General features: G+C 57.8%; 15 protein-coding genes. 7 read left to right on the forward strand and 8 right to left on the reverse strand.

The window, feature by feature from the left end; all coding sequences use genetic code 11:
* Positions 1 to 42: 42 nt before the first annotated feature.
* From K3169_RS20915 to K3169_RS20935, 5 genes are all read right to left on the reverse strand, one after another.
* On the reverse strand, positions 43 to 1,209 hold the full coding sequence (locus K3169_RS20915) for a putative zinc-binding metallopeptidase (protein WP_231673674.1): 1,167 nt from the start codon (positions 1,207 to 1,209) through the stop codon (positions 43 to 45).
* Positions 1,210 to 1,537: 328 nt separating this feature from the next.
* Positions 1,538 to 3,901, reverse strand: coding sequence for an NAD-dependent DNA ligase LigA (ligA, locus tag K3169_RS20920; protein WP_263267812.1), 2,364 nt, complete (start codon positions 3,899 to 3,901; stop codon positions 1,538 to 1,540).
* A gap of 327 nt (positions 3,902 to 4,228) precedes the next feature.
* Positions 4,229 to 5,068, reverse strand: a complete 840-nt coding sequence (zipA, locus tag K3169_RS20925) for a cell division protein ZipA (protein ID WP_027898913.1) — start codon at positions 5,066 to 5,068, stop codon at positions 4,229 to 4,231.
* Positions 5,069 to 5,318: 250 nt separating this feature from the next.
* Entirely contained in the window at positions 5,319 to 8,807 is a 3,489-nt protein-coding gene (gene smc, locus K3169_RS20930; RefSeq protein ID WP_263267815.1) for a chromosome segregation protein SMC, read from the reverse strand.
* A 4-nt stretch (positions 8,808 to 8,811) separates the two neighbouring features.
* On the reverse strand, positions 8,812 to 9,471 hold the full coding sequence (locus K3169_RS20935; protein ID WP_263267816.1) for a GntR family transcriptional regulator: 660 nt from the start codon (positions 9,469 to 9,471) through the stop codon (positions 8,812 to 8,814).
* A 272-nt stretch (positions 9,472 to 9,743) separates the two neighbouring features.
* Between K3169_RS20935 and xdhA the strand changes: the two genes are divergently transcribed.
* From xdhA to guaD, 4 genes are all read left to right on the forward strand, one after another.
* Complete coding sequence (gene xdhA / locus K3169_RS20940) at positions 9,744 to 11,198, forward strand: xanthine dehydrogenase small subunit (protein ID WP_263267818.1); 1,455 nt, start codon at positions 9,744 to 9,746, stop codon at positions 11,196 to 11,198.
* Positions 11,191 to 13,656, forward strand: a complete 2,466-nt coding sequence (gene xdhB, locus K3169_RS20945; protein WP_263267820.1) for a xanthine dehydrogenase molybdopterin binding subunit — start codon at positions 11,191 to 11,193, stop codon at positions 13,654 to 13,656. Before xdhA ends, xdhB begins: the two co-directional genes overlap by 8 nt.
* Complete coding sequence (gene xdhC, locus K3169_RS20950; protein WP_263267822.1) at positions 13,653 to 14,489, forward strand: xanthine dehydrogenase accessory protein XdhC; 837 nt, start codon at positions 13,653 to 13,655, stop codon at positions 14,487 to 14,489. The genes xdhB and xdhC overlap by 4 nt, the downstream gene beginning before the upstream one ends.
* Positions 14,490 to 14,634: 145 nt before the next feature.
* A complete protein-coding gene (guaD, locus tag K3169_RS20955; RefSeq protein ID WP_263267824.1) occupies positions 14,635 to 15,939 on the forward strand; it encodes a guanine deaminase in 1,305 nt (434 codons plus the stop codon).
* Between the two features lie 500 nt (positions 15,940 to 16,439).
* Here the strand turns inward: guaD and K3169_RS20960 are convergent, their stop codons facing one another.
* The 3 genes from K3169_RS20960 to uraH form a co-directional block, all read right to left on the reverse strand.
* Positions 16,440 to 17,183: a GntR family transcriptional regulator gene (locus K3169_RS20960; protein WP_263267826.1), complete on the reverse strand. Its 744-nt coding sequence runs from the start codon at positions 17,181 to 17,183 to the stop codon at positions 16,440 to 16,442.
* 111 nt (positions 17,184 to 17,294) lie between these two features.
* Complete coding sequence (locus tag K3169_RS20965) at positions 17,295 to 21,386, reverse strand: dermonecrotic toxin domain-containing protein (RefSeq protein ID WP_263267828.1); 4,092 nt, start codon at positions 21,384 to 21,386, stop codon at positions 17,295 to 17,297.
* 102 nt (positions 21,387 to 21,488) lie between these two features.
* Positions 21,489 to 21,842 (reverse strand): hydroxyisourate hydrolase, encoded by a 354-nt coding sequence (uraH, locus tag K3169_RS20970; protein ID WP_122705989.1) that lies wholly within the window; start codon positions 21,840 to 21,842, stop codon positions 21,489 to 21,491.
* Between the two features lie 349 nt (positions 21,843 to 22,191).
* Here uraH and puuE point away from each other — a divergent pair, with 349 nt between their 5' ends.
* From puuE to alc, 3 genes are read left to right on the forward strand one after another with little or no spacing between them, the layout of a single operon-like run.
* Entirely contained in the window at positions 22,192 to 23,121 is a 930-nt protein-coding gene (gene puuE / locus K3169_RS20975) for an allantoinase PuuE (protein WP_263267830.1), read from the forward strand.
* On the forward strand, positions 23,118 to 23,633 hold the full coding sequence (gene uraD / locus K3169_RS20980; RefSeq protein WP_231677516.1) for a 2-oxo-4-hydroxy-4-carboxy-5-ureidoimidazoline decarboxylase: 516 nt from the start codon (positions 23,118 to 23,120) through the stop codon (positions 23,631 to 23,633). Before puuE ends, uraD begins: the two co-directional genes overlap by 4 nt.
* Before the next feature lie 42 nt (positions 23,634 to 23,675).
* A complete protein-coding gene (gene alc, locus K3169_RS20985) occupies positions 23,676 to 24,671 on the forward strand; it encodes an allantoicase (protein WP_122705985.1) in 996 nt (331 codons plus the stop codon).
* Positions 24,672 to 24,922 lie beyond the last annotated feature (251 nt).

Raw genomic sequence — 24,922 nt, forward strand, 5'->3', positions numbered from 1 at the left:
CAGATCAGCATACGGCGGCGTAACGGAGGACTACGTCCCTACCTACTGCGCTTGCAACACCTCATCCGCCTTGCCGCCCGCGTCCTGAATCACCAGGTGAATGAAATGCAGTTTGGTGATCACTGCGGGAGGCAAAACGAACGGATAGAAGTCAGGCTGGCCCATGCTGCGCGAAAGCTCGTTGAGCATCCCGGCCAGTTCGATCCAGGCATTGACGAATGACAGGAACGCAGGCCCGCCGGGGTGTTGCGGGTCGTAAAGGGTTTCCAGCGGGAACGGCTGATAATCCAGGTCCATATCCCGGGCACTCATGCCAAAACCCAGCGCGGTATCGACCGCATCCATCATGTGCAGGTAATGCGCCCAGGTCTCCGCCCAATCCTCCCATGGATGCATGGTGGCGTAAGCGCTAACGAAGTTCTGCTGCCAGTCGGCTGGCGCCCCGTTCTGGTAATGGTGATCCAGTGCCTCGGCATAACTGGCGCGCTCATCGCCGAACAGGTTGCGATACCCGTCCTGCCACCAGGTATTTGCGATCAACCGATCCCAATAGTAGTGGCCCACTTCGTGACGGAAATGCCCGAGCAGAGTCCGATAAGGTTCGTGCATCTGCACACGAATTTTCTCGCGATGGGCGTCATCTGCTTCTTTGATATCCAGAGTAATCAAGCCGTTGGCGTGCCCGGTAGTGGGCGCTTTGCCTTCCAGATCAACGCCAAGAAACTCAAAGGCCAGCCCGCGCTCTTCGTCCTGAGTTTTGGGGATGACTTTCAGCCCGAGGGAAATCAACTGCGCAACCAGTCGACGCTTGGCGGTTTCCACCTTGCACCAGCGCTCACCGTTTTCCGGGATCGACAGGTCGGGAATGGTCTTGTTCAAGCTACAGGCAATGCAGAACTCGCCACTGTCATCGGCGGGAAACAGCCAGTTGCAGGCCGCAGGCGTATCAACGTTGGCACAACGTCGATACAACCCGGCTCCCGGCTCGTCACTCAGGCGCCAGGTGTCTTGATCGGGGCCAGGCTCAAGAGCTGCAACCCGTCCCTGCTCTGGCAGATAACCAAGCGCTGCGGAGCAGGCCAGACACTGGGTATTGGGAAAGAATACAGACTGACCACACTGGCACTGCCAAACCTTGCTGTTACGCCGGGTCTCGCCAACAAAAGGTGCAGCAATACGTGAACTGAGTTGCTCGAAAAACCGGTACATGGCGATCTCCTGGTGGGCCAGCATGCACTAGATCATCGCCGGTTGCCGTCGTTCCGTGGAGTTGATGCGTGACGTGGATCTTTGCTGAATCATCGATCTTCTGGGCGATGACGCCCCGTGGGGCATCCACAGGTAAAGGGATTGCGCGAACGTCGTGGGAGCGAATTCATTCGCGAAGGGGCCGATACATACGCAGCCTGTGTATCGTCTGAAATGCCGCCTTCCCGAATAAATTCGGTCCCACAGGATTTGCATCGCACATCAGTTTGCAGGCAAACATAGACCTCCCACATGAAGCACTTATCCCGTCAGGTCAGCACATGGCCTTTCAATCCACCGCGATGCCATGCTTCGCCAAAAAGCCTACAAACGCCTCTTCATCCAGCACCTTCAAACCCAGCTCGTTGGCCTTGGTCAACTTTGACCCGGCCCCCGGCCCGGCGACTACGGTGTGGGTTTTAGCCGATACGGAGCCGGACACCTTGGCCCCCAGGCTTTCCAGTTTTTCCTTCGCTACGTCGCGGCTCATCAGTTCCAGCGAACCGGTCAATACCCAGGTCTGCCCCGCCAAAGGCAAGCCTTCGACGACTTTTTTCTCGCTCTGCCAGTGCATGCCGAAGTCTTTCAACTGGGCTTCGATGGCCAGCCCGCGTTCGGCGTTTTCCGGTTTGTCGAAAAACTCACGCACCGCTCTGGCCTGTTTCTCGGGCAAGGCCTGACGCATGTCCAGCCAGTCAGCCTTGATGATGCCTTCCAGCGAGCCAAACTTGTCGGCCAGCTTCTGAGCGGCACCGGGACCTACCGAAGGGATGTTCAGCTTGTCGACCATGCCACCCAGCGTCGCGCTGGCAGCGAACTCTGCGCCCAGCTCACCCTCATCCTGCAATTGCAGGCCTCGCTCGTTCAGCAGCGCGTCAATCACATTTTGGTTGTGCCCGTCTTCAAAGAAGCTGTGGATCTCATGGGCTACTTCAAGACCGACATCCGGCAAATACGTCAGCACTTCAGGCAACGCTTGTTTGACTCGTTCCAGCGACGCCAGGGAGCGAGCCAGCACCTTGGCGGTCTCCTCGCCCACATCCGGAATACCCAGCGCATAGATAAACCGCGCCAGCGTGGGTTGCTTGCTGTCTTCGATGGCCTTGAGCAGCTTTTTGCTGGAGATTTCCGCGAAGCCCTCCAGATCGACGATTTGCTCAAAGGTCAGTGCATAGAGATCGGCTGGCGAACCAATCAGTTTTTCGTCAACCAGCTGTTCGATGGTTTTGTCGCCCAGGCCTTCGATATCCATGGCCCGTCGCGAGACGTAATGGATGATTGCCTGCTTGAGTTGCGCACCGCAGGCCAGTCGACCCACACAGCGGTAAACCGCGCCTTCGCTGACGGTTTCCTTGCCCTTGCTGCGCTTGATCAATTGCGTGCGCTCGACATGGGAACCACACACCGGACAGGTTTGCGGGATTTCTACCGCGCGGGCGTCTTCCGGACGACGCTCAAGCACGACTTGCACCACTTGAGGAATCACATCGCCTGCGCGACGGATGATCACGGTATCGCCGATCATCAGTCCCAGACGTGCCACTTCGTCCATGTTATGCAGGGTCGCGTTGGCGACAGTCACGCCGGCTACCTTCACAGGCTTCAGGCGTGCCACCGGCGTAACAGCGCCCGTACGGCCAACCTGAAACTCGACGTCGAGCAGTTCGGTCAGCTCTTCCATGGCGGGGAATTTATGGGCGATGGCCCAACGCGGCTCACGGGCGCGAAAACCCAGCTCGCGTTGTGCAGCCAGGTCGTTGACCTTGAACACCACACCGTCGATTTCGTATGTCAGGGCCAGACGCCGCTCGCCGATGTCACGGTAATACTCAAGGCATTCTTCAATGCCATCTGCCAGTTTCAGTTCGCGACTGACCGGCATACCCCATTCCTTGAGCTGGTTCAGGTTGCCGATATGGGTGTCGGAGATTTCCGCAGACACTTGGCCCAGACCATATGCACAGAATTCCAGTGGGCGGTTAGCGGTAATCTTCGAATCCAGCTGACGCAGGCTACCCGCTGCCGCATTACGCGGGTTGGCAAAAGTCTTGCCGCCGATTTCCGCCTGACTCGCATTGAGCCGCTCGAAGCCCGCCTTGGACATGAACACTTCACCGCGCACTTCCAGCACTTCGGGCCAGCCCGTGCCATGCAGCTTCAGCGGGATATTACGCACAGTGCGCACGTTGATGCTGATGTCTTCCCCGGTGGTGCCGTCGCCACGTGTAGCGCCCCGTACCAGCGCGCCATCACGGTACAACAGGCTGACCGCAAGACCATCGAGCTTGGGTTCGCAGCTATATTGCACTTTTGCGCCGCTGCCAAGCAAATCAACGGCAGGCAAGTCCAGCCCTTCGGTGACGCGGCGGTCGAACTCACGCATGTCGACTTCTTCGAAGGCGTTACCCAGGCTGAGCATCGGTACTTCGTGACGCACCTGAGTAAATGCCGACAGCGCTGCACTGCCGACCCGCTGCGTGGGCGAATCAGGCGTGACCAGATGGGGGTTTTCTGCTTCCAGCGCTTTGAGCTCGTGGAACAGCCGGTCGTACTCCGCGTCCGGAATGCTCGGCTCGTCGAGGACGTGATAGCGGTAGTTGTGCTGATCCAGTTCGGCGCGCAGTTCAAGGATTCGGGTTTCGGCGGCTTTCATGCGGTGTTCTCTTCAAAAGCAAAAGAGCAGCCTAGGCTGCTCAGATGTTGGTACGGTCTATCAGGGCATAACCCGTGCAGACTGTGTGAAAACGTAGCGAGCGACGGCAAGACAAGGCAAAAACAGGCGAAAAAGCGGAGTCTAGGTGTTCTAAATGAGCATTTTTCGCCTGTTTTTAACGCAGTATTGCCGAGCGCAGTAGTTTTCACACAGTCTGCGTGGGAGCGAATTCATTCGCGAATGCAATAGATCAGTCAACGATGATGTTGAATCTACCGGCCTCTCGCGAATGAATTCGCTCCCACAGGATGTTTACCCAAGCATAAATCAACGACGCTGAGTCAATGCGCGGCGTTCGAATTCGACGATGCGCTGACGGTAGTGCTCAATGGTCTGCGCGGTCATGACGCTGCGCTGGTCATCCTTGAGTTCGCCATTGAGTTCATGGGCCAGCTTGCGAGCAGCGGCGACCATGACGTCAAAAGCCTGTTTCGGATGACGCGGCCCCGGCAAGCCGAGGAAGAAGCTCACGGCACGGGTGCTGAAGTGGTCGATGTCATCCAGATCAAATACGCCAGGCTTGACGGCATTGGCCATGGAGAACAGCACTTCACCGTTGCCTGCCATGCTTTCGTGACGATGGAAAATATCCATCTCACCAAAACGCAGACCGCTTTCCAGAATGTTCTGCAACAACGCAGGGCCTTTGAAGCCACTTTCGTCGCGGCAAATAACGCTGATGACCAGCACTTCCTCAACAGGCGGCAGATCCTTGTCTTCGGTGATGCGCTGGGCAGGCTTGTCATCTTCGAAGGCATCTTCGCGCCCGGTGAACAGGCTCGGGCCGTCCATGTCCAGGTTGAGATCGCCTTGCTGCGGCTCATCCTTGCGTTTGTTATTGCGCTTGCTCTGACGCGGCGTCGCGCTCATCGACGGCAGGTCTTCCTCGTCGAGCTGCGGCTCTTTATGTGTGTCGAGCACTCGCGGTGGGCCCAGCAACTCGGCGGAGGACGGTTCATCGTCATCCGGCAGGTTCGAGAAGCTGCGGTCCAGCCTGAATTTCAATTTCCCCTTGCTGCCGCGCATACGGCGCCAGCCATCAAAAAGAATACCGGCAATGACAATTATGCCGATGACGATCAGCCACTCGCGCAGACCGATTTCCATGTAATCCAGTGCCTCTAATGAAGAATGCTTGAAATAAGGGCCTAAACCCCTTTAAAACGTGGTGCCAAGTCTCTGTTCTGACTGGCAATTTGCCCACGCGAAAAGAAAAAGTGGACATTAAACTAGCACGACCAAAGGTAACTTTACACCGTCTGTTACATCTGGTTTGTGCGCAAAGCGATATCTACCCCACAGAGTTGTTCACGCAAAGCTATTAAATGGCCATTTCTACCGCGCAGAACAGGCATTGCTAGGCATCGACCAATGCCATCGCCTCCTCTACATCCACCGCCACAAGTCGCGAACAACCCGGTTCATGCATGGTGACACCCATCAATTGATCGGCCATTTCCATGGCGATCTTGTTGTGGGTGATGTAAATGAATTGCACAGTCTGCGACATCTCCTTGACCAGTCGCGCATAGCGTCCAACGTTGGCATCGTCCAGCGGTGCATCCACTTCGTCGAGCATGCAGAACGGTGCAGGATTGAGCTTGAAGATGGCGAAAACCAACGCCAACGCAGTCAAGGCTTTCTCGCCACCGGACAGCAAATGGATCGTGCTGTTTTTCTTCCCCGGCGGGCGCGCCATGATTGTTACCCCTGTATCGAGTAAATCTTCGCCAGTCAGTTCCAAATAAGCTGAGCCTCCACCGAAAACTTTTGGAAAAAGTGCCTGAATTCCACTGTTTATCTGATCGAAGGTCTCTTTGAATCGATTTCGCGTCTCCTTGTCGATCTTGCGGATCACGTTTTCGAGGGTTTCCAGTGCCTCAACCAGGTCAGCGTTTTGCGCGTCCAGATAGCGTTTGCGCTCAGACTGCTGCTGGTACTCATCGATGGCTGCAAGGTTGATCGCGCCCAGCCGCTGAATCCGTACGGCAATGCGCTCAAGTTCTTCTTCTGCGTCTTTTTCGTTGGCCTCAGCGGTCAGGGTTGCCAGCACGCCCTGCAGGTCGTAACCGTCTTCAAGCAGCTGATCCTGCAAGGTGGTACGGCGCACCGTGAGGGATTGCCACTCCATCCGCTGCTGCTCCAACTGCCCACGTAGCAATTGTGATTGCTGCTCGGCCTGGGTACGGCGCTTCTCGGCATCGCGCAATTCGCGATCGGCATCTTCCAGCGCATTCTTGGCGGTACGCATTTCATCGTCCACCGCCATGCGCCGCTCAAGTAATTCTTCAAGTTTCAGGCGCAGCTCTTCCAGCGGGGCTTCGCCCTCCTCCAGATTCAAATCGAGCTGCTCGCGCTTTTCGGTCAGGCGCTCGGACTGCATCTCCAGACGCTCAAGCGCCTGTCGTGTGGAATCGTGCTGAGCCCTCAGCGAGCCAAGGCGCACAGCCAGTTGATGGGCGTGGTCCTTGTGTTGACGGGCTTCCTGACGCACGCGGTCAAGGTGCTCGCGCAGGCTGTCGCGCTGGGCCTGAAGCAGTTCACGCTGCTCGGTGTCCAGCGCCATGGCGTCCAGCGCATCCTGCAATTGCAGGCGTGACTCACCAAGATGCTCGTGCTCCATGGCGCGTTGCTCGCCCAGCTCTGCAAGTTCTTCATCCAGTCGGGTACGACGCAAGGTGAGCTGTTCGACCTTGACCCTGGCGGCAGACAATTGCGCCCGGAGCTCGCTTTGCTGACGGGTTTCATCCTGGACCCGGCGGCGCAACTCTTCCCGGGCCTCTTCCTGATTCGATTGCTGTTCACGCAGTATCAACAGCTGCTCTTCAAGCGTGGCCAGTGTAGCTTCACGCTCATCGCGCTCCTGCCCCAGACGCTGCAACTCCTGACCGCGGGCCAGCACGCCGCTTTGCGCTTCACTGGCGCGACGTACCCGCAGAAAGTGCCGCCCCACCCAATAACCATCGCGACTGATCAGGCTTTGCCCCGCTGCCAGTTCACCGCGCTGGGCCAGCGCTTCGTCGAGGGTTTCCACCGGACGCACCTGGCCCAGCCAACTGGCGAGGTCCATAGCACTGTCGACTTTATCCAGCAGACTGCCGGGGATTCGCGCAGCCTCGGCGCTAGTACTGACCAGCCGCAAATCGCCCTGCTGGAAACCCGCAAGGTCAAGCCCGCCGAAGTCATCCACCAGCACGGCCTGCAGGTCCGCACCCAGCACGGTTTCCACCGCCAGCTCCCAACCCGGCTCAACCCGCAGGCCTTCAGCCATCCGTGGTTGTTCAGCCAAATCATGATCGCGCAGCCATTCGGCGGTACCGGTGTCGGGATCAAGCGCAGCCTGCTGCAACGCTTCAAGGGATGCTAAACGGCCGTTAAGCCGCTGCAATTCGCCTTGGGTCTGTTGCTGTGCCTGATTGGCCTGTTGCAGCTCGTTGCGCAACTGCTCAAGCCGCTCGACAGCTTGCTCTTCGCCGATGTGCAACTCTTCGAGGGTCATTTCCCGGGTAGCAAGATCTTCGTCCAGTTGCAGGATCGCCGCGTCTTCCGGATCGGCTTTGAGCAACTCCAATTCTTCACCCAGACGTCGCTGCCGCTCGGCCAGTCGCTCCAGGCTGTGTTCCAGTTGCTGAATACGCGACTGCTGGACTTCCGCCTGACGTCGCGGTTCGGCTGATCGCAAGTTAAAGCTGTCCCACTTCTCCTGCCAGCCATGCATCGCGCTTTCAGCATCTTCCAGCGATGCTGCGGATTCCTCGGCGGCAGCACTGGTCATCTCCTGCTCGGGCTCAAGCATTTCCAGCTCTTCGCCCAACGTAGCCAGCAGCGTGCGGTCGTGGCCCAGATGGGATTCGGTTTCCTGACGGGCGCGCTCGGCTTCACGCAGGTCGTCCTGCAATTGGCGCAGACGCTGCTGACCGTGCTGGATACTTTGCTCGACGCGGGCAATGTCACCGCCCACGGAGTAGAAGCGCCCCTGAACCAGATTGAAGCGCTCGGACAGGTCGTGGTGACCGTCACGCAAACGCTCGATGCTGGCATCGGCATTGCGCTGTTCGGCGACCAAGGCCTCGAAACCGACCTCCTGATTGCCAATCACCGCCTCGCGCTGACCCACCTGCTCGTTTAGCGCCTGCCAGCGCAACGCTGACAACTGTGCCTTGAGCTGACGCTCCTCAGCTTTGTATTCCTGATACTTCTCGGCAGCCTGAGCCTGACGATGCAAGCGTTCCAGCTGGCGCTCCAGCTCTTCGCGAAGGTCGGTCAGGCGCGCGAGGTTTTCGTGGGTACGGCGGATACGGTTTTCAGTTTCGCGACGGCGCTCCTTGTACTTGGAGATACCCGCCGCTTCCTCGATGAAATTACGCAAGTCTTCCGGCTTGGCTTCGATCAGCTTGGAGATCATGCCCTGTTCGATGATCGAATAGCTGCGCGGACCCAGACCGGTACCGAGGAAAATATCAGTAATGTCCCGCCGACGGCATTTGGTGCCGTTCAGGTAATAAGTGTTCTGGCTGTCGCGGGTGACCTTGCGGCGGATGGAAATCTCCGCGTAGGCCGCGTACTCGCCGACCAGCGTGCCGTCCGAGTTATCGAAGACCAGCTCAATGCTGGCCTGGCTGACGGGCTTGCGGCTGGTTGAGCCATTGAAGATAACGTCGGTCATCGACTCGCCGCGCAGGTTCTTGGCCGAGCTTTCGCCCATGACCCAGCGCACGGCGTCAATGATGTTGGATTTGCCGCAGCCGTTAGGGCCGACGACCGCCGCCATGTTACTGGGGAAGTTCACCGTAGTGGGGTCGACGAAGGATTTGAACCCCGCCAGCTTGATGCACTTCAGGCGCATGGGGTCAGCCTGCTTCCAGAGCCGAGAGCACCAGCTGACAGCTGCGTTGCCCGTAATCGGTCAATACGCTGCGAACCCGCTTGGTATCCCGGGCGATCACTGCTTCAAGCAATTGCTCGAACAGGGTCAGATAGTCACGCATCTCTGCCTTGCGCTGGTCCAGCGCCAGGTAATAGCTGCGGCTCATGGACGGTTGCAGGTTATCGACGGTCTCCTGCAGGTAAGGATTGTTGGCAAACGGATAAGCCGCACGCATCACGTTGAAGCTGTCTTCTACGAAAGCCTTCACGTCCTGGCGCTCGTAACTGGCAATCAGCCGCTGCTGGATTTGCAGGAAACTCGCCAGATCGCTCTGCTGCTGCCACTTCTCGGCTACCGCAATGCCCAGCAGCACATACAATTCGGTCATCAGCGTGCACAGGCTCTGCACGTTATGGGCATTGAGTACCGTGACCTGCGCGCCGCGACGCGGCAGGATCGCCACCAGATGACGGCGTTCCAGAATCAATAACGCTTCGCGCACCGAACCACGGCTGACGTTCAACGCCTGCGTGACTTTTTGTTCCTGAATTCGCTCAGCGGGCTTGAGCTCGCCACGAATGATGCGCTCGGCAAGGTGGTGAGCGATTTGCTCGGCGAGGCTGTCCGGAGCCTTGAACGTCATGTCTTTCCCAAATGCTGGTGATAACCAAGCGGCGCAGTGTATCCCAAGGAAGGCCTATGGCGCAGGGCCATACCGGTGGAAACTGGCACGAAATAAGCAAAACTTTCAACAGATCGTGTCAGTTCGTCGCACTGGCAGCCCGCTGATACCCGGTGACCGATCTAAAAACGACACTTCCTGACCTAAGAGTCAGAAACAAATTGACCGAAAAGTCAGACCTGATAAATTCGGGTTTATGTTCGACGATCAGAAAAAACGCGCAGAGGCCTTCCGTGATCCAATTTCTCTTGAACAATGAGCTGCGCACCGAACATAGCCTGGACCCCAATCTGACGGTTCTCAACTACCTGCGCGAACACCTGCACAAGTCTGGTACCAAAGAAGGCTGCGCCAGTGGCGACTGTGGCGCCTGCACGGTGGTAGTCGGCGAACTTGAAACCGATGCACAGGGTGAAGACAGCCTGCGTTATCGCAGCCTCAATTCTTGCCTGACCTTTGTGGCGTCCCTACACGGCAAGCAGTTGATCAGCGTTGAAGACCTTAAGCATCAAGGCAAGCTGCACAGCGTTCAACAGGCCATGGTCGACTGCCACGGCTCGCAATGCGGGTTCTGCACCCCCGGCTTTGTCATGTCGTTGTTTGCCCTGCAAAAGAACAGCGCACAGCCCGACAGTCACAAAACCCACGAAGCGCTGGCAGGCAACCTCTGCCGCTGCACTGGCTATCGCCCTATTCTCGATGCCGCCGAACAGTCGTGCGGCAAGCCTCAGCCGGACCAGTTCGACGAACGAAAAACACAGACCATCGCTCGCCTGCGCAGTATCACGCCGACGCAAACCGGTGAACTGAATGACGGCGACAAGCGCTGTCTGGTGCCGCAGACCGTCGCTGACTTGGCGCAATTGTATGAAGCCCACCCACAGGCGCGACTGCTGGCAGGCGGGACCGATCTGGCCCTTGAAGTCACTCAGTTCCACCGACCGCTGCCGGTGATGATTTATGTGGGCAATGTCGCCGAACTGAAACGCATCGCGCATTTCGATGACCGAATGGAAATTGGCGCGGCTACACCACTGACTGATTGCTATGCCGCGCTGAGCGCCGAGTACCCGGACTTTGGCGAACTGCTGCAGCGCTTTGCGTCGTTGCAGATCCGCAATCAGGGGACCTTGGGCGGCAATATCGGCAACGCCTCGCCGATTGGCGACTCCCCTCCTTTGCTGATCGCCCTGGGTGCGCAAATCGTACTGCGCAAGGGCGATACTCGACGCACCCTGGCACTTGAGGACTACTTCATTGATTACCGGGTGACGGCGCGGCAAGAAAGCGAATTCATCGAAACCATTATCGTGCCCAAAGCCAAGGCGCAGCGGGCCTTCCGCGCCTATAAAGTCTCGAAGCGGCTGGATGACGATATTTCCGCGGTCTGCGCGGCGTTCAATCTGCACGTCGAGGACGGCAGCATTGTTGATGCGCGAGTTGCCTATGGGGGGATGGCGGCAATTCCCAAGCGCGCCGCTGCCTGCGAAAAGGCATTAAAGGGCGCGCCATGGACATCTGAAACAGCCGAACGCGCGTGTCAGGCACTGGCGGAAGATTTCACGCCCCTGTCGGACTTCCGCGCCAGCAAGGAATATCGTCTGCTCAGCGCGCAGAACCTGCTGCGCAAATACTTCATCGAGCTGCAAACGCCCACCCTTCAAACGCGGGTGACGGCTTATGTCTAACCATTCAGGGATCAAGTCCCAGGCCGAAATGATCGCCCTGTTTCAACAGGACCTGACCACCGGCGTCGGCCGCAGCGTCAAGCACGACAGCGCCGACAAACATGTGTCCGGCGAAGCGGTGTATATCGATGACCGTCTTGAGTTCCCCAATCAACTGCACGTGTATGCGCGTCTTTCCGACCGTGCCCATGCACGGATCATCAGCGTCGATACCGCCCCTTGTTACGCTTTTGAAGGTGTACGGATTGTCATCACCCACGAAGACATTCCCGGCCTGAAAGACATCGGTCCACTGCTGCCCGGCGATCCATTACTGGCCATCGATAAAGTGGAATTCGTCGGCCAGCCGGTGCTCGCTGTTGCCGCGCGTAGCCTCGATATCGCTCGTCAGGCGGCCATGGCGGCAGTGATTGAATATGAAGATCTGGAGCCCGTTCTGGATGTAGTCCAGGCGTTGCGCGATAAGCATTTCGTGCTCGACAGCCACACTCACAAGCGCGGTGATTCCGCTGCAGCGCTGGACGTTGCCAAGCATAGAATCCAGGGCAGTCTGCACATCGGCGGCCAGGAGCATTTCTATCTGGAGACGCAGATTTCCTCGGTGATGCCCACCGAGGACGGCGGCATGATCGTCTACTGCTCGACCCAGAATCCCACTGAAATACAGAAGCTGGTCGCCGAAGTGCTGGACGTTTCGATGAATAAAATCGTCGTCGACATGCGCCGCATGGGCGGTGGTTTTGGCGGCAAGGAAACCCAGGCAGCGAGTCCTGCGTGCCTGTGTGCAGTGATCGCGCGCCTGACCGGGCAGCCGACCAAAATGCGCCTGCCCCGTGTCGAAGACATGCTGATGACCGGCAAGCGTCATCCGTTCTACATCGAGTACGACGTCGGCTTTGATGACGATGGCCGTCTGCACGGCATTCAGCTGGATCTGGCAGGCAATTGTGGTTACTCGCCGGATCTTTCGGCTTCGATTGTCGACCGGGCAATGTTTCATGCCGACAACTCCTATTACCTGGGTGAAGCCACGATCAACGGTCACCGCTGCAAGACCAACACTGCGTCCAATACTGCGTATCGCGGCTTCGGCGGTCCCCAGGGCATGGTCGCTATTGAAGAGGTCATGGATTCCATCGCCCGTTATCTTGGCAAGGATCCATTAGCGGTGCGCAAGACGAATTACTACGGCAAGACCGAGCGCAACGTCACCCACTACTACCAGACCGTCGAGCACAACCTGCTGGAAGAAATGACTGCCGAGCTGGAAGAAAGCAGTCAATACCACGAACGCCGCGAAGCGATTCGGGCGTTCAACGCCAGCAGCCCGATCCTCAAGAAAGGCCTTGCACTGACCCCGGTCAAGTTCGGCATTTCCTTTACTGCCAGCTTTCTCAATCAAGCCGGGGCGCTGATCCATATTTACACCGACGGCAGCATCCACCTGAACCACGGCGGCACAGAGATGGGTCAGGGCTTGAACGTCAAAGTCGCGCAAGTCGTGGCCGAGGTGTTCCAGGTCGATATCGACCGGATTCAGATCACCGCAACCAACACCGATAAAGTGCCTAACACCTCACCAACTGCTGCTTCCAGCGGTACGGATCTGAATGGCAAGGCGGCGCAGAATGCGGCCGAAATTCTCAAGCAGCGTCTGGTGGAATTCGCCGCGAAACACTTCAAAGTCGAAGAAGCCGATGTCGAGTTTCGCAACGGTCATATTCGCGCTGGCGAACAGCTGGTGTCGTTCCAGTCTTTGGCGCAACTGGCGTGGATGGGGCAGGTTTCGCTGTCCAGTACTGGCTATTACAAAACGCCGAAAATCTTCTACGACCGCAGTCAGGCACGTGGCAGACCGTTCTACTACTTTGCCTTTGGCGCCGCTTGCAGTGAAGTGATCGTCGACACGCTGACCGGCGAATACAAGATGCTGCGCACGGATATCCTCCATGACGTCGGTGCGTCCTTGAACCCGGCCATCGACATTGGTCAGGTCGAAGGCGGCTACATTCAGGGCATGGGCTGGCTGACCACTGAAGAGCTGGTGTGGAATGACAAAGGCAAACTGATGACCAACGGACCGGCGGGCTACAAGATTCCGGCGGTCTCGGATATGCCGTTGGACCTGCGCGTCAAACTGGTGGAAAACCGCAAAAACCCGGAAGACACCGTGTTCCACTCCAAGGCTGTAGGCGAACCGCCATTCATGCTTGGCATCTCGGCATGGTGTGCAATCAAGGATGCGGTGGCGAGCCTGGGCGACTATCGCCATCAACCCAGTATCGACGCGCCTGCGACGCCGGAGCGGGTGTTATGGGGGTGTGAGCAGATGCGTAAGACCGAGTCGCCTCAATCGCGAGCAAGCTCGGCTCCCACAGGGGACCGTATTCCCCTGTTGGAGCCGAGCTTGCTCGCGATAAGTTCGACACCGGTGTCAAGCCCGGAGGTAAAACCATGAATAACTGGATCAGCGCCCTCGCCGACTTGCAAACCCAGGGTGAAGCCTGCGTCTTGGTCACCATCATCGAAGAGCGCGGTTCGACGCCACGCAATGCCGGTTCGAAGATGGTGGTCAGCGCCGAGCGTATCTTCGACACCATTGGTGGCGGGCATCTGGAATACAAGGCCATGGAAATCGCCCGGGAAATGCTTGCAAGCGGCAGCCAGAACACTCGACTGGAGCGTTTCAGTCTCGGCGCAAGCCTGGGCCAGTGTTGCGGTGGCGTGAATGTGCTGCTGTTCGAGCCCATGGGCCAGCCCCAGGCGCAGATCGCGGTGTTTGGCGCCGGTCACGTAGGCCGGGCGTTGGTACCCTTGCTGGCCAGCCTGCCTTGTCGAGTGCGCTGGATCGATTCCCGTGAGCAGGAATTTCCAGCGCAGATCCCCACCGGCGTTCGCAAGATCGTCGCTGAAGACCCGCTGGATGAAATTGATGAGTTGCCCAAAGGCAGTTACTGCATCGTCATGACCCACAACCATCAACTGGACCTGGAACTGACCGCCGCAATTCTCAAGCGCGGCGACTTTGCCTACTTCGGTTTGATTGGCTCGAAGACCAAGCGGGTCAAATTCGAGCACCGGTTACGTGATCGCGGTTTTGATTCGGCACTGTTGCAGCGCATGCGCTGTCCGATGGGGCTGAGCGAAGTCAAAGGCAAGCTGCCTATCGAGATAGCCGTGTCGATTGCCGCCGAAGTCATCGCCACCTACAACGTCAATTTCGGGCAGCACAGCGCCAGCGCCGAGCCTGTTGCCAAACTCCTGCCGGTGTCACGCCGCAGCCAGGTGTAACAAACATGTCTCCTGTAGGAGCTCATGAGCACCGCGAGGCAGCGATAGCGTTCTATCTGCTACACCGCCGCTATCGCTGCCTCGCGGTGCTCTTACAGAAAAGTATTCCAATTTAGATCGTTGCGTTTTGTTTGACAGGACCTATATGAACCCAAGTAAAAAAGCCTACCGCGCTGCCATTCTGCACAGCGTTGGCGACCCGGCCGAAGTCGGCATCGATGCTTCTTACGAGTATTTTGCCGATGGTCTGATGCTGGTAGAAAACGGCAAGATTGTAGCCCTTGGCCACGCAACCGAACTGCTGAATACACTGGGTCACGATGTCGAAGTGACCGAGTACAAGGACGCATTGATCACGCCTGGCTTCATCGACACCCACATCCATTTGCCGCAGACCGGCATGGTCGGCTCCTACGGCGAGCGCCTGCTGGACTGGCTCAATACTTACACCTTCCCGTGTGAAAAACAATTCGCTGATCCGGCGCATGCCGCCGAGGTCGCGGACATTTTCCTCAAGGAACTGCTGCGCAACGGCACCACCACTGCGCTGGTGTTTGGCAGCGTGCACAAAGAGTCGGTGGAGGCGTTCTTTCAAGCGGCAGAAAAGCTCAACCTGCGGATGATCGCAGGCAAGGTGATGATGGATCGTAATGCTCCGGACTACCTCACCGATACGGCAGAGTCGGGCTACGCCGATAGCAAGGCGCTGATCGAACGCTGGCACGGCAAAGGCCGTTTGCACTACGCGGTCACGCCGCGTTTTGCGCCGACCAGCACCCCGGAGCAACTGACGCTGGCGGGACAACTGCTCACCGAGTATCCCGACGTGTACATGCAGACTCACATCAGCGAGAACGTCGAAGAGGTGCAGTGGGTAAAAGCGCTATTCCCGGAGCGCAGCGGTTATCTGGACGTGTATGACCATTTCAAACTGCTGGGCGAGCGCTCGGTATTTGCCCACGGCGTACACCTCTGCGACAGCGAATGTGCACGCCTTGCCGAGACCGGTTCAGCCATCGCCTTCTGCCCGACGTCGAACCTGTTTCTGGGCAGTGGCCTGTTCAACCTGCCCATGGCTGAAAAGCACAGGGTCAACGTCGGCGTCGGCACTGACGTGGGCGGCGGCACCAGCTTCTCGATCCTGCAGACTCTCAACGAAGCCTACAAAGTCATGCAGATGCAGGGTGCAAAACTGAGCCCTTTCAAATCGCTCTACCTGGCTACGTTGGGCGGCGCGCGGGCGTTGCGCCTCGATGACCGCATTGGCAGTCTGCAGGTGGGTAATGAAGCTGATTTTCTGGTGCTGGATTATCACGCCACGCCGCTGCTGTCCTATCGCTTGAAACAAGCCAGAGACATTGCCGAGATATTGTTTGTGCTGATGACACTGGGGGATGACCGGACGGTGCTGGAAACGTATTCGGCTGGGGAGTTGGTGCATAGCAGATAAGGCGGAACTGCCGCAAAACCCTTGTGGGAGCCGGGCTTGCCCGCGATAAGGCTGAATGCGATCTAAAATGAACCGCGTCCAGCCTTATCGCGGGCAAGCCCAGCTCCCACAAAGTTATGGGCTGCTGCGCGACAGCGTCCTCTGAAGTAAGCCATCGCGGGCTAGCGTTGCTTTGCTAGGCGATCACTTTCTCCTGTGGGAGCCGGGCTTGCCCGCGATGCAGACGCTGCAGTGTTGCAGGGCAACCGAGTTGTTCTTATCGCGGGCAAGCCCAGCTCCTATCAAACAAAATATAACTATCTGATTTGGAATGCTTTTTACTGTGGGAGTGAGCTTGCTCGCGATAGCTCCAGTACAGGCAATATATTCATCGACTGACAGGCCGAATCGCGAGCAATGTGGATCGCCACCCCGGTCACTCCTACAGGGTGCGTGTTTGCTGCGCGACAGCGTGGTGTCAGGGACACCGGGGCGACTCCCACAGGGATATGCAGTATTGCTCAACCCTTCTTCCCCACCATCACATGCGAAAACACCGCCTGCAGATCATCCGACGCGCTGTCCTCGTCCAGACGGAGTTTTCTGTCGATGTGATCCATGTGATGCATCATCAGCTCTACCGCACGCTTCGCATCACGCGCTTCGATGGCGTCGATCAACTGGCTATGTTCATCCCATGAACAGTGCGTGCGATTGCCGCTTTCATACTGGGCGATGATCAGCGAGGTCTGCGAGACCAGGCTGCGCTGGAAACTGATCAGCGGACTGTTATTGGCCGCCACCGCCAACTGCAAGTGAAACTCACCGGACAGGCGAATGCCTGCGCCACGATCGCCTCTGGCAAAGCTGTCGCGTTCGTCGCTGACCATCTGCCGCAAGGCCGACAACTGCTGGGCCGTTGCATGCTCGACCGCCAATTCGGTAATGGCTTTCTCTACCAGTCGACGCGCGAAAAATACATGGCGCGCTTCATCGATACTCGGGCTGGCGACCACTGCGCCACGATTGGGACGCAAAAGCACCACACCTTCGTGGCCAAGGCGCGACAAGGCTCGACGAATGATCGTACGACTCACGCCAAAAATTTCACCCAGCGCCTCCTCGCTCAGCTTGGTACCCGGGGCAAGGCGCTGTTCGAGAATTGCCTCGAAGATGTGCGCGTAGACAACGTCGTCCTGAGTACCGCTGCGTACTGTTTTTTCGATGCGTGGCTGCTTTTTGAAGGGTTGCAACAGTTCGTTCATGAGCGCTCGAGGCAGTCGCCGGTAAAATGTCCGCGCATTGTACACGGCGACTTGTTCGCCAGGCATCGCGACACCCGCAAGGTGCCGCGAAGCCTTTGAGCGCGGTGTTGATCAGCGCTGGTGCATCGAGATGTCATCGGGCAAGCGCATGACGAACACCTGTGTGCCACGGTCCGCCAGGCTGGTGATATTGGTGCCCCCCAATAATTTGATCACTTTGCCTTGCTGCCTGGCCTGTTCAAGGGTGTGGGAAATGGGTTCTGCGGCATAGATGCGAATCAAGGGTTCGACCATCCCGTCTCCGTCCAGAGGATCGCGGAATGCACCACTCGGAGGGGTCGTAATATCCCCGGTTGTTGAACGACGAAGATAGAGCAGGTAGACCTCTTCCTGCCCTGGGCGACGAAACGCCATGAACTCACGCCCACCGACCGCCAACTGGTCATGCAGGATTTCGTAGCCGTTGCGCGTCAATACATCGGCCATCAGACCTCTGAGGCTCTGGATGCTGCCTGGTAGCCTGGCCTCGGAAGCCGATCTGATCAGCCATTCCACTGTCACGGGATGGTGGGTGGCAAAGTCCAGGCGTTCAAAGCTGTCCAGCGCGCTTTCGTTACCGATGCTCCAGTGCAGTTGATTGTCGGCCTGATTGGTCGGATAGGCCTTGTTGAGCATCAAAAGCGGATCGTTAAGTTGCGCCAGCGGCGCCGTTTGGCCGGTACGCCACGCATTCACGGTAGCTTTGAGGTTGATCATGCGGGTTGCGGTCACGGCTGACGTCGACGCGTCGGCCATCTCGAACAGCTTATGCGCCAGCACCAGATTCGTGATGTCGGTAAACCCCGGGCGACTCTCTGCGAGATAGGCCTCGATTTTGCGATTGAACAGCGGGCCCTCCACTGCCCACTGACCTGTCGCTGGCTGATATTTCGCCATCATCGGCTGATCGAAGGGATTGCGTCGAATCACCTCACTGAGTTCCGCAAAATTGCGGCACTGTGAATGGCTGCCAGGATTGCGAATGAACGCAGTATTGGTCCTGCGCTGTCCGCCGGCGGGCAGGATTTCGTAAAACTTCTGACCGATGCGGATCACGTCGTAATCATGAGCGAAGTCGAGCCGGTAAATCGGCGGGTTGACGCTGATCTGATCCAGCACGGCCATATTGTCCACCTGCTTTTCCCATCCCTTCCACGCATCGGCGCTGGCCGCCTGCCGGGAAGATCCCGCGACGGGTTGCGGCGGACGACGGTCCGGTTCAACCTGTGGCGAATCAGGCTCCTTGCGTTTTGTTGGCAACGGTACGGTCTGAGTCGCTGGCGGGAGTCGGTACTGCTCAGCCCAGTCAGGCAGCGACCTGGTCTTGCGGTAATGCTCGGCGAGCAGCAACTCCATGCGCTGTTGTTGATCGACAGGAAAATTGAATTGATCCAGCAGTTCACGGGCTTGCCTGGTTCGAAAAGCACTATTGCCATGGGCTTCAACCAGCAGTATCTCCGCGATCATTGAGCGTCCACCGCCCTTGAGGCCGACGTCGCTGTGATAGACCCATTCCCCGCCCACCTGACGCACTGGCTGCTCGTAACCATGCGCAGCGGTTTTTTTCAGGCGCAAGGTTTGCTCACCCGGTCGGCGGTAAATCCGGTAAGCGGAGCCCTGTTGATGGATGAACAGCTCACCGTTTTTCAGCCAGGTGCCCGCGTCATTTCCGCTCTGCGCGACGGCGCCTGACAGCGAGATATCGGCCTCGTAACCGACAAATTTTGTGATTCTGGAACGTCCGGACATCGATGGTAATGCGCGCCCCAGGCTCGTTAGCTGCCGCAAGCGGGTCGCTCGACGGGCTACCACCACGAGAGCGCTCACGGTGCTCACTCCGGGGATTACCGAAAGCAGCACGTCGATCACCGAAAGCATCGTGCTACCGGCCGTCAACAGACCTTCATCAAGCTTGCCCGCCCTCAATGCCTTGCTTGCAGCATGACCGTCACTCCAGCCGTCTTGCACACTGAACAACACGCCCAAACCCGGCACGAACGAGACAACACCTCTGAAGAACATCAGATACAACTGATTGCGCCGCTGATTGTGCTCCCCTTTGAGGTCGTGATTACTGCGCGCTTCGGTCAGGGATTTTTCGTAAAGCAGGTCCTCACGCACATGCAGTTGCTGCTCGCTGATCAACAGATCCAGCGCGGGCACTATCGCGACAAAACCTTCAAATCCACGCCTGAGTGCTTCCCGGATATAACGCTCGGCGGCAGCTTGCTCACTGGCGTTCTCCACACAGGACGCCAGCCAGGCCACCCGTGCAGGCAGACGCAGCAAGCTGCTGATCAGACGCTCGCGAGCTTCCTGCACACTGTCGGCCTCTATGAAGCACTCTCCATCCGGCGCCTGGGGCAGATACATCAGCACCTTGCCGCTCGCCTTGTGCTCGATGACGCTGATGCCTCGCAAGGTCCGGCTACTGCGCTCTCCTGTCAGAGCCTGGCCCGGTTTGAACACCAGTCGATTGATAAACACCCCTGCCTGGCTCAACACGGCAGTGGATCTGGCTTTAGCCGCCTGGGTCAGCAGTGCATAACCGGCCTCGCTCAATAGGCGACGCTGGCGTGCACAGAAGCCATCGAGAATGATGTGCAGCTCATAGGCTTTGATCATCAGCTCAGCGTCGCGGGCCGATGCCGGTGAGCGCAACTGGAACACCGAGCGCAGCAGGCTGCGATACTGTCCGGCGATATCCAGCTCGGGAATGATCTTGAGCAGGTAGTCTCCGGTAATGCGCTGCAAACCTGCCATCTGAGGCGATGGTGGATACGAGAGTTCAAGCATGCCCAACCTTGCGATGGTGTTCTCATCGCGGGCATCGAAGTTTTCCCGGGCCAGCCCGGACAGGCTCGACTGCACACGCGCTTCGCTGCCCTTCCAGGGCTTGTGATGCAATGGGCTTCCATACTGCGGATCAATATCAACGTGACGATGGACGCTCTTCGGCAGATCTATGATCAGTTGATCGGCATCGATGTCCATCCTCAGGTCGTTTTTGATACGAGCATTCAGTTGCTGAGCAGTGAAGGCATTGAAGGTCGGAAGCTTAGCCGCCAGATGCGACTCCAGGCGACCCGCAGCACTGTGAAATTCAGCCAGTCGGGTTGCGTATTCCTGACGTATTTCGAGAGGTGCATTGAGCAACCATACGGGAAATTGCGGCACCAGTTCGGCGGTACGTTGCTGTTCGGCAATCAGGTCGATGGCCCGCTCACGGGTTTCGCCAAGGGCTACACCGAGGTTGCTCACTCGCTCACGACTGTCCATCTCCAGGAGCGCGCTTGCCCGCGATGGCGTTGAATCAGACGATGATGTTTTGACTGAACGGCCGCCATCGCGGGCAAGCGCGCTCCTACAGGAGTTGGGCTGCGTACACAGAACTTCAAGCTCCCTGAGCTGGGTGTTCACCCCATGCTGAATCGGCTTTATGGTGATCACACGGGTCACGAATGTGAGCGGCGCCGCCATGGCCGCAGCGCGTTGCGTCTTGCTGACATGGCGCCACAGCGTGGTTTCCGCCCCTGTGCCCAAGGTAAAACCCAGCCGGTCCTTGAGCGTCTGCAACGATTCGAATTTTTGCAGACCGCCCGCTTCACCGGGCACGTACAGCAAAGCCGGTTCGATCAGCGCTGGAGTTTTCAGCGCCTGTTCAGTGGTGACGATCATTGCACCGCTGAACACCAAGGGCTCGTCCGGATCGCCAACGCCCACATCGAGATGCAGCACGTCGTCATCCGGCTCATCCGCAAGCCCCAGCGCATACTGAAGCCGCTGCAGGTCCGCCGCACTCAGCGTGCCTTCGCAGATCTGTAATTGAGCCAGCGCCAACAGCGCTGCCTGCCGCTGCGCAATCAGTTGCGGTTTCAGCGCCAGCAATGCTTCGCTGTCGAGGGGGGCCGCAAGCAGCGTGCGCAGTGACTTGCCAGCAGCATGGAGCCGCATGCGGCACGTCTGATAAGCAGACAACACATCAACCTGTTCACAAGCCTCGCCCACGTGATTGAGGATGCGTTGCAGGTGATCGGCGATGCGCCGCTGATTGAGGCTTTCCGGGAAGCTTTCCGGCAGGCTGTCGAAGGCTATCAGGTCGCAAGCCCGGCCCGTCCAGTGGATGCCGGCGTCCGGGGTTGCGAGGGTTGTCGAATCATTCACAGGGTCATGCTCCATTGATCAAAGTCTCTGGAGCGTCCCGAATCTGCGAATGACTAAGTGACTACATAACTATTGCTTACAAAACTATTGCTGACAAAACAGTCAGCTGCCGCGATACGTCGAATAGCTGTAGGGCGAAACCAGCAGCGGTACATGATAGTGGTCCTGCCCTGCATCAATCCCGAACCGCAGCACCACCACATCAAGAAAAGCCGGCTCTGCCAGCTGTGTGCCCCGCGCCCGATAATAGTCACCTACATGGAACTGCAACTGGTAGACACCGGAACGGTAATCTTCGCCGTGCAACAAAGGCGCATCGCAACGACCATCGCTGTTGGTCACCGCGTCGGCAAGCAATACCAGGCCTTCGTCTTGAACCCGATACAGCTGAATTTTGATGGAGCTGCCGGGGCAACCATGAGCGGCGTCCAAAACATGCGTCGTCAATTTCCCCATGACCAATCAATGCCCCGTTATGAAAGTAATGAGTTTGCGGTCGCACCCTATGAGTGCAGGCAGGCGACCAGACGATGTCGAATTAAGACACTTTTACGAAAATCTGTACACAATAAATACCGTTGGCAAAGCTCGGTGACAGCCTCTGTTCTGATGGACGCCGATTTATCGGGACCTTAGGAATTGAATGGTTTTTTTGTGGATAACCTGACCAGTCAGGCAAGTTTCTTGCAAGCGTTCTTCCCAAGGTTTCGAAACCAGCTGGATGGGAAATGGTGGTTACAATCCTCAAATCACTTTGTATACAATCTGCCCATCACAGGACTATTTGAATGAAAGGAAGACTGCAGTGAGTGCTGACTACCCTCGCGACCTGATCGGTTACGGCAGCAACCCGCCCCACCCACGCTGGCCGGGCAACGCGCGTATTGCGCTGTCCTTCGTGCTTAATTACGAGGAAGGCGGCGAGCGCAATATTCTGCATGGCGACAAGGAGTCCGAAGCATTCCTGTCCGAGATGGTCTCCGCTCAACCGCTGCAAGGCGAGCGTAACATGAGCATGGAATCGCTCTATGAATACGGCAGCCGCGCGGGCGTATGGCGCATCCTCAAGGTGTTCAAGCAATTCGATATCCCGCTGACGATCTTTGCCGTGGCCATGGCAGCCCAGCGTCATCCGGATGTGATCCGCGCCATGGTCGCAGACGGTCATGAGATTTGCAGCCACGGCTATCGCTGGATCGACTATCAGTACATGGACGAAGCCAAGGAACGCGAGCACATGCTCAAAGCGATCCGCATCCTCACCGAGATTACCGGCGAACGTCCGCTGGGCTGGTACACCGGCCGCACCGGGCCCAACACCCGGCGTCTGGTCATGGAAGAAGGTGGCTTTCTCTACGATTGCGACACCTACGACGACGATCTGCCCTACTGGGAGCCGAACAACCCGACCGGCAAGGCGCATCTGGTGATCCCGTACACGCTGGACACCAACGACATGCGCTTTACCCAGGTGCAGGGTTTCAACAATGGCGATCAGTTTTTCCAGTACCTTAAAGACGCCTTCGATGTGCTGTATGCCGAAGGTGCAGACGCGCCGAAGATGCTCTCCATCGGTTTGCATTGCCGCCTGATCGGTCGCCCGGCACGGCTGGCCTCTCTGAAGCGTTTTATCGAATACGCCAAAAGCCACGAGCAGGTCTGGTTTACGCGTCGGGTCGACATCGCGCGCCACTGGCACGCCGAACATCCCTATCAGCCGGAGACTGCGCGGTGAGTCATTTCACGACACTAAAGCCGTCGACACTGAGCCGCGATGAGTTCATTGCCACTTTTGCTGATATCTACGAGCACTCGCCGTGGGTCGCAGCCGCCGCTTACGATCAAGGCTCAGTCGATGAGCTGGACGATATCGAGACCCTGCATGTGCGAATGAGCCAAATCCTGCTCGGCGCCGATCATGAGCAGCAGCTCGTACTGATCAACGCCCACCCGGACCTTGCCGGTAAAGCCGCCGTGCAAGGGCAACTGACCGAAGCCAGCACCAGCGAACAGGCCGGCGCCGGTATTCACCAGTGCACGCCTGAAGAGTTTCAACGCTTCACTGAACTCAACGACGCTTATAAAGCCCGATTCGCCTTCCCGTTCATCATGGCGGTCAAAGGCAGTAACCGGCACCAGATACTCGCAGCCTTTGAGACCCGCATCGATAATACGGTCGACGCCGAATTCGCCTGCGCCCTGGCCGAGATCAACAAGATTGCCCTGTTTCGTTTGCAAGCCCTCTAACCGCCCTACCCAGGCCACTGATCAAAAGGCAGACCTAAAAGAATGAAAGCTTACGCCGCACCCTTCGAGAAGTTCGTCAACCTGGCCGACGCGCGCCTGGGCACCAAAATCCTTTCCGTCACTGACGACTGGTTCGCCGACGCCAACCGCCTGTTCCAGCCAACCGCTGCGGTGTGGAAAGAAGGCGTGTTCGACGACAACGGCAAGTGGATGGACGGCTGGGAGTCGCGTCGCAAGCGTTTCGAGGGTTACGACAGTGCAGTGATCCGTCTGGGTGTGGCGGGCTCGATCAAGGGCGTGGATATCGACACGTCCTACTTCACCGGTAACTATCCGCCATCGGCCTCTCTGGAAGCGTGCTTCCTGGCCAGCGGCGATCCGGACGAGAACACTCAGTGGACTGAAATCCTGTCCGCCGTAGAGCTGAACGGCGACAGCCATCACTACCATGAAATCAATGCTGAACAGGCTTTCAGCCATCTGCGTTTCAATATCTATCCTGATGGCGGCGTTGCACGTCTGCGCGTGTACGGCGTGCCGTTCCGTGACTGGTCGGCGGTGGGCGAATCCGAGCAGATCGATCTGGCCTCGGCGCTCAACGGTGGCCGTGCTCTGGCATGCTCCGATGAACACTACGGCAGCATGAGCAACATTCTCAATCCGGGTCGCGGCGTGAACATGGGCGACGGCTGGGAAACAGCACGTCGTCGCACACCCGGCAACGACTGGGTGATCATCGCCTTGGGTCATGCGGGAGAAGTGGAAAAAGTCGTGGTTGATACCCTGCACTTCAAAGGTAACTACCCGGACAGTTGCTCGATCCAGGGCGCGTTAGTCAAAGGCGGCACCGACAGCCAGATCGAAACCCAGAGTCTGTTCTGGCGCGAACTGCTGCCAAGCCAGAAACTGAGCATGCACGCCGAGCACGAGTTCGCCGAGCAGATCAAGGCGCTGGGCCCGATTACCCATATCCGGTTGAATGTATTTCCGGATGGTGGCGTGAGTCGTCTTCGGGTGTTGGGTAAGGTTTCACGCTAAACCGGTACAGACTGTGTGAAAACGTAGCGAGCGACGGCAAGACAAGGCAAAAACAGGCGAAAAACGGCCGGGGTCGCGTCCGACTCTAGGTGTTCTAAATGAGCATTTTTCGCCTGTTTTTAACGCAGCATTGTGCGCGTAGCACCGAAGGTGCCCAGCCTGCAGTAGTTTTCACACAGTCTGTGTAGGAGCGCGCTTGCCCGCGATTGCGGTGTGTCAGACAACGAAGGTCCTTCGGCCCTTATCGCGGG

Origin of the sequence: Pseudomonas phytophila, assembly GCF_025643095.1 — a bacterium.
GTDB classification, from domain to species: domain Bacteria; phylum Pseudomonadota; class Gammaproteobacteria; order Pseudomonadales; family Pseudomonadaceae; genus Aquipseudomonas; species Aquipseudomonas quasicaspiana.